The sequence below is a fragment of the Peptoniphilus sp. oral taxon 386 str. F0131 genome, assembly GCF_000090945.1.
GTDB lineage: Bacteria > Bacillota > Clostridia > Tissierellales > Peptoniphilaceae > Anaerosphaera > Anaerosphaera mikwangii.
Genome location: NZ_GL349422.1, coordinates 226,985 through 239,253 on the forward strand (window position 1 = coordinate 226,985; position 12,269 = coordinate 239,253).

General features: G+C 31.8%; 8 protein-coding genes. 2 read left to right on the forward strand and 6 right to left on the reverse strand.

The genetic code is table 11. The features are described 5' to 3' along the window. Positions 1-4 precede the first annotated feature (4 nt). Positions 5-451 (reverse strand): universal stress protein, encoded by a 447-nt coding sequence (locus HMPREF0629_RS01125; RefSeq protein WP_009221536.1) that lies wholly within the window; start codon positions 449-451, stop codon positions 5-7. 179 nt (positions 452-630) lie between these two features. Here HMPREF0629_RS01125 and HMPREF0629_RS01130 point away from each other — a divergent pair, with 179 nt between their 5' ends. Continuing rightward, positions 631-1,938 (forward strand): sodium-dependent transporter, encoded by a 1,308-nt coding sequence (locus tag HMPREF0629_RS01130; RefSeq protein WP_009221537.1) that lies wholly within the window; start codon positions 631-633, stop codon positions 1,936-1,938. Positions 1,939-2,053: 115 nt separating this feature from the next. Here the strand turns inward: HMPREF0629_RS01130 and prxU are convergent, their stop codons facing one another. The 3 genes from prxU to HMPREF0629_RS01145 all read right to left on the reverse strand — a co-directional run bounded on the left by prxU (position 2,054) and on the right by HMPREF0629_RS01145 (position 6,136). Further along, positions 2,054-2,758 (reverse strand): thioredoxin-dependent peroxiredoxin, encoded by a 705-nt coding sequence (gene prxU, locus HMPREF0629_RS01135; protein WP_115737025.1) that lies wholly within the window; start codon positions 2,756-2,758, stop codon positions 2,054-2,056. Between the two features lie 162 nt (positions 2,759-2,920). Continuing rightward, a complete protein-coding gene (locus HMPREF0629_RS01140) occupies positions 2,921-4,015 on the reverse strand; it encodes a polysaccharide deacetylase family protein (RefSeq protein WP_050747980.1) in 1,095 nt (364 codons plus the stop codon). A gap of 114 nt (positions 4,016-4,129) precedes the next feature. After that, entirely contained in the window at positions 4,130-6,136 is a 2,007-nt protein-coding gene (locus HMPREF0629_RS01145) for a YcdB/YcdC domain-containing protein (RefSeq protein WP_009221540.1), read from the reverse strand. 198 nt (positions 6,137-6,334) lie between these two features. Here HMPREF0629_RS01145 and HMPREF0629_RS01150 point away from each other — a divergent pair, with 198 nt between their 5' ends. Beyond that, a complete protein-coding gene (locus tag HMPREF0629_RS01150) occupies positions 6,335-7,933 on the forward strand; it encodes an ABC-F family ATP-binding cassette domain-containing protein (protein ID WP_009221541.1) in 1,599 nt (532 codons plus the stop codon). A 160-nt stretch (positions 7,934-8,093) separates the two neighbouring features. Here the strand turns inward: HMPREF0629_RS01150 and nifJ are convergent, their stop codons facing one another. Both nifJ and HMPREF0629_RS01160 read right to left on the reverse strand, forming a co-directional pair. After that, positions 8,094-11,594, reverse strand: a complete 3,501-nt coding sequence (gene nifJ, locus HMPREF0629_RS01155) for a pyruvate:ferredoxin (flavodoxin) oxidoreductase (RefSeq protein ID WP_039856396.1) — start codon at positions 11,592-11,594, stop codon at positions 8,094-8,096. 23 nt (positions 11,595-11,617) lie between these two features. After that, positions 11,618-12,268 (reverse strand): aspartate/glutamate racemase family protein, encoded by a 651-nt coding sequence (locus HMPREF0629_RS01160; RefSeq protein WP_039856398.1) that lies wholly within the window; start codon positions 12,266-12,268, stop codon positions 11,618-11,620. Between the last annotated feature and the right edge of the window lies 1 nt (position 12,269).

Here is a 12,269-nt window from a genome sequence, read left to right on the forward strand (position 1 = left end):
AAACTTATTTATCTAACTCAAGTTCATTTTTAACAACTAAGACTGAAACCTTAGACTGATTGATTACCTTATTTGAAACGGAACCGAGCAGTGTTCTTGAAAAAGCTCCAAGTCCTCTATTTCCCATTACAATTAAATCTATATCACGTTCCTCTGCAAATTTACAAATTTGTCCCGATGGATTACCGCTTGTATAAAAAGTTTCAACCTCATAGGGGTAGTCAGAAAGCTCTTTTTCAACATCTGATAATACAAACTCAGCTCTTTCTGTATTAGCCTTATCAATTTCCAAAGTATATGGAAAATTTGTAGGATATTGTTCAAATATACTTGTCTCAGGAATAACTGTAAGTATAATTAATTTCGCCCCAAACTTCTTGCCTATATCTCTAGCTGCAACAACTGATTTACGCGATATTTTTGAACCGTCTATTGGAACTAAAATTTTCATAATATAACCCCCTTTATTATATTTATATGATACCCGATTTTATATGATTAAAGCAATATAAAATCAATGTAATTGTATAAATTTTTTCTCAAAATTGCTATAAAATTCTTAGTACTACATACATATAAACTCTTGTAAAATACCATATTTTTTATATAATAATACAAAAGGAGGAAAATATGGCAAAGAAAAATGAAGGTTTCAGTTCGATTATAGGTTTTATATTAGTTGCTATCGGTCTTGCTCTCGGTATTGGAAGTCTATGGAGATTTCCGTATATAGTCGGTGAAAATGGAGGGGCCATTTTTATTTTTATGTATATTGCAATCATACTAATTATCGGAATTCCTCTTATGACTGCCGAGATTACAATAGGATATGCAACGCAAAAAACGGCAATAGCCGCATATCAGGAGCTTGCACCAAAAAGAAAATGGTATTTGGCAGGTTATCTTCACTTGACAGCAGCTCTGTTAATTTTGGGATATACCTCTCCAATATATGCATGGATAGTAAAATATGTATTTGCAAGCATTCAAGGTTCTTTTACAGGGCTAAGCCCTGAACAAGTTGTAAAGTTTTTTGAGGGATTCAGTGATAATAAGAGTATGGTTTTCTTATTTTTCGTTGTAAATCTATTTTTGAATATCTTAGTTATAACGTTTGGAGTTCAGAATGGAATAGAAAGGATTTCAAAAATACTCCTACCGTTGTTATTTGGAATTATGACAATAATTATCGTACGTGCATTAAATCTTGAAGGTGCCAGAGAAGGACTTTTATTTTTATTTAAACCCGATCCTTCAAAGTTCACTTTAAATTCCGTAATATCCTGTTTAGGACAGGCATTTTTTGCACTTGGTCTTGCAATGCTCGGTTCTATGGTATTTGGAAGCTATATCAAAGATAAAAATGAAAATATTTTTAAAAGTGCTTCTGTTGTATGTATATCACTTATTTTTGCGGGACTTGCAGCAGGACTTATGATACTTCCAATAGTTTTTGCAACGGGATTAAAACCTGAGCAAGGTGTTGCTCTTACATTTTTAACTCTTCCTAATGCGTTTAATTTAATTCCCGGTGGAAGATTTCTCAGCATATTATTCTACTTTGGATTTTATATAGCTGCATTTACATCAAGTGTAGGAGTTTTAGAAGCGGTTGTCGGATTATTTATGGAAAAATTTGATATTTCAAGAATAAAAGCTATTCTAATAGCGGTTGTAATAATTCTTGTTATATCTTATTTATCAATAAATTACAATTCAATATTCAACTTCTTCGATAAGATAGAAAGTAATTTTATATTAGTAATAGGATGTTTTATAATAGCGATATTTTGCGGATATGTTTGGGGAATTGACAATACGATAAATGCGGCAAATATAAAGTCACCTTTTATAAAAACATGGATGATCTTAAGTTTAAAATATATAAGTCCAATAGCTATAGTGGTAATATTTATAACTCAGTTTATACGCTTCTAAACAGGTATCCTTATAATTATAAGGACACCTTTATCATAAAATTGAACTTTAATATAAAAAAACACATTTATATGCCGAAATACAAATTGACATATAAATGTGTTTTATTTTATTTTTATTTACCTAATTCATCAACTGTCCAAGTTTTCCAAACATTTCCAACTAATTCAGGACCCGGCTTAAGAGTCTTTGCGCCCGGTTGCCATCCTGCTGGAGTAACTTCTGTTCCTTTAGCTTCTCTTACATATTGGTAAGCTTTAATTTGTCTTATAGCTTCTTCAACATTTCTTCCAACAGGAGGAGTAAGAATTTCCATTCCTTGAATTATTCCTTCAGGGTCGATTATAAATCTTCCACGAACATCAACACCTGCTTCACTATCATATACTCCGTATAGTTCCCCTATTGCTCCTGATGAATCTGCAATCATTGGAAATGGAATATCCATTCCGGCAATTTTTGAAAGCTCATTGTCGTTCCAAATTTTGTGAACAAATTGACTGTCTACAGATACGGAAATAACTTGTACTCCTAAATCTTCAAATTCCTTATTTTTAGCAGCAACTGTAGAAACTTCTGTTCCACATACAAATGTAAAGTCTCCCGGGTAGAAGCATAACATTACCCATTGTCCTCTGTAATCTTCTAAATTTATTTCCTTAAATTCTCCCTTGTGATATGCAGGAGCTGTAAATGACGGTGCTTGTTTTCCTACTAAAATCATATTTTTTTCCTCCTTAATATTTTCTTGATTAATTAAAATTTCTTCTTTAGCTTCAGTGTTTTGAACTTTAGCTACCGGTCTATCGCAATAACTCATAATTTCCTCCTTAATATTAGATTTTATGATAAGACTGTGATTATTCACATGTCAATCTTGCAAATTAAAATTTACTCATTCTGTATACTTATACCACTAAATTTTTATTTTAAACAAAGTATTTTGATTTTTAAAAATAAAAAAGATGCTTTAAAGCATCTTTTATTTTAATATACAGAATTTATAATTGTTTTCCTTAAAATAATTTATTATACTCTGCAAACTGTCTACAGTAAGCTGTTTATTTGTCGCATCATGCATTAAAACTACCGCTACATTGGAATGAATATTTTGATGTAGAGATTTTGCTATATAGTTTACTTCTCCTTCAACAGTTGTAGGACGAACTTTCTTTTGTTCCGCATCTCCGGATAGTGAATTCCAGTCAATCCATTCCATACCCATTTTTTCAAGAGCCTGATCCGCCGGAGTTATTCCCTGCCACGACATATGTCCGCCCGGATATCTCCAAGGAGTTACCTTAAAGTTTTCTCCAAATACTTTTTGAACTCTTCCAAGTGTAAGTCTTGCTTCTTCGAGAATTTTATTTGTATCTGCATTTTTTTCAGGGTACAAAATATCATAGTCATGTGAAAAAGAGTGAAGTCCTATTGAATTTCCATCCATTACAATTCTCTTTAAAGTGTCATAATGATCTTCGTAAATAGCTTTTCCCACGACAAAAAACGTCCCATGAACATTATTTTTTTCAAGTATGTCTAAAACCTGAGGAGTAATTGTATTATTAGGTCCGTCATCAAATGTCAAAAATACTAATTTGTCATTTCCTCCATATTCCTTTTCTCCTCTGATGTATGAACGAATTTCTTTTGTATCGTAAGCATATTCATCTGCAGATATTAAATGATTTGTTCCCGGCATAAGTCTTTTTTCTACCCCTGTCGCCTTATTGTATGCCTCTAAAAACATTTCTTGCTCATTCTTCGGAATAGCTTTTGAATTATCGAATTTACCTGATTTTTCTCTCATAATTTCAGCTATATACCATGAACCTAAATTTGAAGTGTTAATTTCCTTTTCAGGCTTAGATGTGAAAATAGAGCTGACAATTTTTATTATTATAAGTACAAAAAGTCCGACCAATACAAAAAAAAGTATTCTTCTTCGCTTCATTTGTCTTCTTCGCGCTTGAATTTTTCTTTTTTTCCTCATTTCATCACGAGTAAGAGTGGAACGTGTATTTTTTAAATTTTTTATATCAGTAAAATCTTTATTATCAATGTTTTTATTTTGCATTTAAAACCTCCATAGCTAATTAAAGGATATACTAAAATCATATTTTTTTCAAGATAATGAATCTAAAAAAATACAATAAAAAATAAAAAGATGTGCATCATGATGCACATCTTTTTATTTCACAATATTATAAGCTAAGTGAAGTGCCTCTTCAGCCGTAATATATGAATTTGGCATCGCTTCGTCAAAATCATATATTGATAGAGCATATCCTAAATAGTAATAGGCTTTAAATTCACTCGGTATTGAAGCGGAATCCTTAAATATTTTTTTATCAAATACATCTTTTAATTTTGTCAAATCTCTATATCCCTCGTTGTTTAAAATCCATCTTACCGCATACTTAGTCTGTATTTTTTTATCAAGCATATCCTGGTCAGCACCTTCAAAGAAGCTCAGACTCGATTTGCTTATTTCTTCAAAATGGTCTCCACGCCCTGATATTAAATTGAGCAGAACCATAAAATCTTCAACAGTTATCTGCGATTTTAAATCTTTTATACCGGGTATTCCTATGTCCATTGATGTTAAATAGTTTATCTCTTCAGCATATTTGGACGAATTGATATTTTCATACTCAAATTTTTCAGATTCAATTACTGTTCCGTCAGTATTTACAATTTTGCCGTCAGATGCTCTTACAATAGGTGTATTATAATTGTCAAACATATACATAAGTTTTGGAACCGCTCCTACATAAACATAATATAAATTATACTCAAAACTGTCAAAGAAGATTTTTTTTGCTTCTTCTAAATTTATTTTAGGAGTAGATTTTTCAAACTTACAATCGTCAAATTTAAAATTATACGAACTTATTTCTCTTGAAGAATTATTTATTACAATTTGAATCCCATTTCCATAAACAGGAATAGAATTTTCAATTCTTAAGAAATTGACTTTAGTTTCTCCGTCACTATCACTTATTATCGGATTTTTAAAATCTATATTTTTCTTTGTATTAAATTTATTTGCAAAATCCGTTGCAAGTTTTATAGCAACAGTTTCATCTAATTTCTTATTTCCTTTCCACGAACTATCGCTATAATAATAATTCATAAGTACTAATTCCTTTGCATCAAATGCAAATTGAATATACTTTTTCCCATCCTTAGAATATTCAACTGAATATATATATCGTTCATCGCTTTTGCTGAGACGTTTTAGAGATTGTTTATATCCTTTTATGTTGAAATTCGCCTTTATAATTTTTTCTACTTCAGAAAAATCCTTTATCCCTTTAATTTTTTCAAATTCGGAAATTTCCACATCAGAAAGCCCCTGAGCTTCTCCTTTAGTTTTTTCTTCTGCAGCTGCAACGGAATCAAATACATTATTTCCTAAATGATAAATATTATCCGTAACAAAAGAAGCTTTTATAGCGTCAACAGGTTTAAAAGGCTTGAGCTGACCATATACCATCTCGGATTTCTCAACATTTTCATCTTTATATACTATATAAAATAGTTTTACAGGATTATTATCTTCTTGCAACTTTATAGAATCTTCTTTTGAAATTATCTTTTCTTTTTTAGGAAAAGAATTATCTTTAAATGTTTCACTTGAATATGTTCTTGAATATGAGTTGACTTCTCTTGTTTTTAAGTCTATTTGTATATTAATAGTATCATTCAAAACTTCGGTTTTGTTTACAAATCTTGTGTAGTCTAATTCAGCATGTCCGGATTTTAAATATATTTTAGAATTTTTTAATTTATAAGATTTTGAAATATCATTTCCTAAATTTTTCAAAAAAGTTTCTGCAAGTAACTCAACTTCTTTTTTCTCTATAAATTTTGAATCACCTTTTTTTGTGTCATCATATTTATAATAATCTATTATATTTCCATCCTTGTCTGTCCTAATATTTACACTTTTGTCATCACTATACCAAAAATAACTCAATGTTTTAAACGCCTTGGATTTATAAGGTTCTATATCTTCTTCAGATTCGGAAGTTGAAAACGAAAAATTTTTATAATCATTTGTTATTCCAAACATCTTTTTTAATCTTATAACTTCTTTTTCATTAGGTTTTTGAACAGAAGCCACATTTGCAAAACTATTTATACCAGGAATAAGTAAAACAGCTGCAAGTAATATTGCAATAAATTTTTTCATAACATCACTCCCTTTAAATTTTATATTATTATATCATATTAAAGTGTGTGATTTGTAACAAAAAGTTGAAAAAACAATGACGAAAATAATAAAAAAGTGAATTATGGTATTTATTAGTGATTTTTCTATTTAAATACGGTTAATCTACAAAAATCTATTAATCTATGCTATAATTGAGTGCAATTGGAGTGTGAAATAATGATAAGTGTAAATAATTTAAGTGTATTATTTCCCGATAAAAAACTTTTTGATGATGTAAATTTAATTTTTAATCCGGGAAATTGTTATGGAATAATCGGAGCTAATGGAGCAGGAAAAAGTACATTTTTAAAAATACTTTCAGGCGAAAAAGATCCGACAAGCGGTAATGTTGCAATAGATAAAAACTCAAGAATGAGTAAGCTCAACCAAGACCACTATGCCTTTGAAAATGAGGTGGTACTTGATACCGTAATTATGGGAAATAAAAAATTATATGATATCGGAAAGGAAAAAGATGCAATCTATATGAAGCCCGACTTTTCTGATGAGGATGGAATGAGAGCGGCGGAACTTGAAGCTGAATTTGCCGAACTTGGCGGATATGAAGCTGAATCTGAAGCATCTACAATTTTACAAGGTCTTGGAATTTCTACTGATATGCACTCAAAACTCATGAGTGAAATAATAGAATCCGATAAGGTAAAAGTTCTTCTTGCACAAGCACTTTTTGGAAATCCTGACATACTTTTACTTGACGAGCCTACAAACGGTATTGACCTTAGAGCCGTATTGTGGCTTGAAGAATTCCTATCCACATTTGAGGGAATAGTTATAATTGTATCCCACGATAGATATTTTTTAAATGAAGTATGTACTCACATGGTCGATATAGATTTTGGAAAAATTACAATGTTTGTAGGAAACTACGACTTTTGGTATGAATCATCTCAACTTGCGCTAAAAATGCAAAAAGACCAAAATAAAAAGAAAGAAGATAAAATTAAAGAACTACAAGAATTTATTCAAAGATTTTCTGCAAACAAATCAAAATCAAAACAAGCTACAAGTAGAAAGAAACTTCTTGATAAAATTACTCTTGATGATATAAAACCGTCATCAAGAAGATATCCTTTTGTAGGATTTAATCTGTCGCGTGAGGTTGGAAATGAAATTTTAAATGTCAACGGACTTACAGTAGAAGATAATGGAAAGAAACTTATAGATAATTTTAATCTCAGAGTTAATAAGGACGATAAGATTGGATTTATCGGAAACGAAATTGCAATTACAAAATTTTTTGAAATAGTAAATTCCAAGACAGATGATTACACCGGAGAATATAAGTGGGGACAGACAATAACACACACTTATTTTCCAAAAGACAACAATGAATATTTTGAAAATATAGATTTGAATTTGATTGACTGGATGAGACAATATTCTGAAGAACAATCAGAAATATTCTTAAGAGGATTTTTAGGAAAGATGCTATTTTCCGGAGATGAAGCATTAAAAAAAGCAAATGTACTTTCCGGAGGAGAAAGAGTCAGAATGATGTTTTCAAAGATGATGATCGCACCTGCAAATGTACTTGTATTTGACCAGCCTACAAATCATCTTGATCTTGAAAGCATAGAAGCTGTAAATAACGGTTTAATTAATTTTAAAGGTAATGTACTATTTACATCTCTTGACCATCAATTTGTATCATCTGTCGCAAACAGAATAATAGAATTTTTTGATGACGGAACATATAGAGATGTTTCTATGGGATATGAAGAATATATAGAAAAATATGTAGTCGAAAGCAAGTAATATAAAAAGGAGCGAACGCTCCTTTTTTATATTTGAGAAATAAATTATTCGTTTACTTTTCTTAAATGTTTTTTTAATTATTAAATACAAAAAGATACCACAAAATTAACCTGTGGTATCTTTTTGCATTTTTTATATTAACAATATCTTAGGGAGCTGATTAATTTTCTGCAAGTTTTTTATATCTTTCATATCTGAACTTAGAATCTTCTTCCGCCATATCAAATAACTCTTGTGCTATTTGTGGGAATGTCTTCTTTAATGAAGTATATCTAACTTCTGTTTCCAAAAATGCTTGGAATGATTCTTTCGGTTCTTTTGAATCAAGTATAAACGGATTCTTACCTTCTGCTATTAATTCAGGATTGTATCTGTATAGGTGCCAATATCCACAATCAACAGCTTTCTTTTCTTGAGCTATACTCTTGCCCATTCCACTTAATAATCCATGGTTTATACATGGTGCATAGCAAATTACTATTGCAGGTCCGTCATAACTTTCAGCTTCTTTTAATGCTTTTATTACTTGGTTCATATTTGAGCCTATTGCCACTTGTGCTACATATACATAGCCATAAGTCATAAGCATTGCTCCTAAGTCTTTCTTTCTTACTCTCTTTCCACCTGCCGCAAATTTTGCAACTGCTGCTCTTGGTGTTGCTTTTGATGATTGTCCTCCGGTATTTGAATAAACTTCTGTATCAAATACAAGTATATTAAAGTCTTCACCTGATGCCATTACATGATCAAGTCCGCCATATCCTATATCATATGCCCAACCGTCTCCTCCAAAGCTCCAGATACTTTGTTTCATTATATAATCTCTAAGTTTATAGATTTCTTTTAAATCTTCATCGTCAGAATTTTCTGTAAACTTAACTATTGCATCTTTTAACGCCTTTGTCTTTTCAGGATTTTTCATGTTGGCAATCCAATCCTTGAATGTTTCTTCACATTCACTGTTCGGATTTTTCTTCATATATTCTTCCATATGAAGCTTAATTGTTCCTCTTAGTTTCTTAACTGCAAGAGCCATACCATATCCATATTCTGCATTATCTTCAAATAATGAACTTGCCCATGCAGGTCCTCTACCTAATTTATTTGTACAATATCCTGTAGACGGGAATGAACCTCCCCAAATTGATGAACAACCTGATGCATTGGCTATAAGCATTCTATCTCCGAATAATTGTGTTACAAGTGTTGCATATGGTGTTTCTCCACATCCCGCACATGCTCCGTGGAATTCAAGAAGCGGTTGTTTGAATTGTGAACCTTTTACTGTATTATCAGGCATTAAGTCCTCTTTAGGTTCTACTTTCATTGCATATTCCCAATTTTTAGCTTCTTCCAATTCTTCTCCAAGCGGAGTCATTACAAGTGCTTTTTCTTTTGCCGGACATACATCAGCACAGTTTCCACAGCCTGTACAGTCAAGTACTGATACTTGAATTCTATATTCTAATCCTGCAAGTTCCTTACCTTTTGCAGCTAATGTTTCAAATTCTGCAGGTTTATTTGCAACTTCTTCTGTATTTAACAAGAATGGTCTTATTGCAGCATGAGGACATACAAATGAACATTGGTTACATTGGATACAGTTGTCTTTATTCCAATGTGGTACATTTACTGCAACGCCTCTCTTTTCATACTTTGTTGTACCGTTCGGCATTATTCCTTCTTCTACTCCTATAAATGCCGATACAGGTGTTTCGTCTCCCTTTTGTGCATTTAATGGTTCAAGAATTTCTGCAACATATTTTGGAACATCTCTCTTAACTTCTTCTTCTGTTGCATTTTTCCACTCTTCAGGAATTTCTACTTTAACAAGTCCCTCCAATCCCATTTCAACTGCTTGATAGTTCATATTTACTATCTTATCGCCTTTTTTACCATAAGTCTTTTTAATTGAATCTTTTAGTCTTGTTACTGCATCATCTATCGGAAGAACTTCTGATAATTTGAAAAATGCCGATTGCATTATCATATTTGTACGACTGCCAAGTCCTATTTCTTGTGCTATATCAGTTGCATTTATTGTATAGAAGTTTACTTTCTTATCATAAAGCTCTCTCTTCATTGCTGCAGGAAGTTTTTCTGAAAGTTCTTCTTTATTCCAAATTGTATTTAATAGGAAAGTTCCTCCTTCTTTTAGTCCTTCTAAAAGATGATAATTATATACATAAGATTGCTTTGAGCAACTTATAAAGTCAGGTTTTGTTATTAAATATGTTGATTTTATAGGATCTTTTCCAAATCTCAAGTGAGAAATTGTAACCCCACCTGATTTTTTAGAGTCGTATGCAAAATATGCTTGAGCATACATATCTGTTCCGTCACCTATAATTTTTATCGCACTCTTATTTGCACCTACTGTACCGTCTGAACCGAATCCCCAGAATTTACATTTAATTGTATCTTTCGGTTCTGTCATTATTTCTTCTTCAATAACAAGGTTTGTATTTGTTACATCATCTATGATACCAATTGTAAATCTGTCCTTTGGTGTTTCTTTTTTAAGATTATCAAACACTGCCTTAATTTGACTTGGAGTTGTATTTTTAGAACCTAATCCGTATCTTCCGCCAACGATTACAGGTTTATTTTCATTGTCGCTATAAGCTCCAAGTATATCAAGATGTAACGGTTCAAAAGGACTTCCCTTTTCTTTTGTTCTGTCAAGAACTGCTATTGCTTTTACAGTACTTGGAATTTCTCTTAAAAGTGCTTCTTTTGCAAATGGTCTATAAAGTCTTACTTTAATCATACCGACTTTTTCGCCTAAGCCTTGTAAATAATCAACAGTTTCTTCTATTGTCTCATTTACAGATCCCATTGCAATTATTATTCTTTCTGCATCTTCCGCTCCATAGTAATCAAATGGTTTATATTTTCTACCTGTAAGCTCTCCAAGTTGTTTCATATAGTCTTCTACAATAGGTAGTACACCTTCGTATTTTAAGTTTGATGCTTCTGTTGCTTGGAAATATATATCAGGGTTTTGTGCTGTTCCCTTTGTATATGGTCTTTCAGGATTCATACTCTTCATTCTGAAACTTTGAAGCGCTTCTGTATCTAACAATTTTTTATAATCTTCATAATCTACGACTTCAACCTTTTGAAATTCATGAGATGTTCTAAATCCGTCAAAGAAGTGTAAAAACGGTATTCTTGCCTTTATAGCAGATAAGTGAGCTATTGCTCCTAAGTCAAGAATTTCTTGTACTGAGCTTGAAGACATCATAGCAAATCCTGTTTGTCTACAAGCCATTACGTCTTGATGATCCCCAAATATTGACAACGCATGAGTAGATAATGCTCTTGCCGCAACATGAATTACGCCCGGAAGAAGTTCTCCGCTCATCTTGTACATATTAGGTATCATAAGTAACAATCCTTGTGACGATGTAAAACTTGTTGCAAGTGCTCCGGCTGATAATACACCGTGCATTGCTCCTGATGCTCCTGCCTCTGATTGAAGTTCTGTTACTTGTACTTGTTCGCCAAATATATTTTGTTTCCCATTAGCTGACCATGAATCAATTAATTCTGACATATCCGATGATGGTGTTATAGGATATATCGGTGCTACTTCAGTGAATGCATAAGCTACTGTTGCGGCAGCTGTATTACCATTCATTGTCATCATTTTTTTCATATTCTTTTCCCCCTTAAGATATTTCATATCCTTTCCAGCATTTTTTCTGCCGGATCTATAATTATAAGTGAAGTACGCTTTTTAAGCTCATCTCTTATGTACGGAAAATGCGTGCATCCAAGTATTATACTATCCACTTTATATTTTCCTATTTTTATATTTTCAAGATAGTTTAAAAAACCGTCTAAATTTAATCCTTCAACTATCTCCTTTGGAGTAAAACCTGCTTCTATCATCTGAACTATACTCATATTTCCTACAGATATTGTATTCTTAGTCTCATCCGATTCTTTTATAATTTTATCTATTGTATAAGCTGATAGACCGTTTGCTCCTATGATTGCTATGTTATTACAGCCTTTCGGTAGGCTCTTATATGTTTCAAGAGGAGTTATTATTTCAAGCTTTATCAGTTCTTCTATTTTTTTATAGTCTATTGCACAGCTTAGAGAATTGCAATTTATCAAAAGTTTATCAGCGCCTTTATCTATTGCCGATTTAGCTTTTTCTATAAACAGGTTTTCAAGCTCTTCCTTAGAAAAATATTGTAGCTTAGATTGCTCTTCACAGCTTTCAGACATAGGAAATGTCATTGCTTCAATTTTCTTTTCCGCCAAAAGCTCCACTCCCATTTGTGTGTCTACTTTTGTTCCCGCAAATACTGCTACCTTCATT

Coding starts and splice junctions, on each gene's coding strand:
- HMPREF0629_RS01125 (WP_009221536.1), bottom strand. CDS start 451: ATGAAAATTTTAGTTCCAATAGACGGTTCAAAAATATCGCGTAAATCA.
- HMPREF0629_RS01130 (WP_009221537.1), top strand. CDS start 631: ATGGCAAAGAAAAATGAAGGTTTCAGTTCGATTATAGGTTTTATATTA.
- prxU (WP_115737025.1), bottom strand. CDS start 2,758: ATGAGTTATTGCGATAGACCGGTAGCTAAAGTTCAAAACACTGAAGCT.
- HMPREF0629_RS01140 (WP_050747980.1), bottom strand. CDS start 4,015: ATGCAAAATAAAAACATTGATAATAAAGATTTTACTGATATAAAAAAT.
- HMPREF0629_RS01145 (WP_009221540.1), bottom strand. CDS start 6,136: ATGAAAAAATTTATTGCAATATTACTTGCAGCTGTTTTACTTATTCCT.
- HMPREF0629_RS01150 (WP_009221541.1), top strand. CDS start 6,335: ATGATAAGTGTAAATAATTTAAGTGTATTATTTCCCGATAAAAAACTT.
- nifJ (WP_039856396.1), bottom strand. CDS start 11,594: ATGAAAAAAATGATGACAATGAATGGTAATACAGCTGCCGCAACAGTA.
- HMPREF0629_RS01160 (WP_039856398.1), bottom strand. CDS start 12,268: ATGAAGGTAGCAGTATTTGCGGGAACAAAAGTAGACACACAAATGGGA.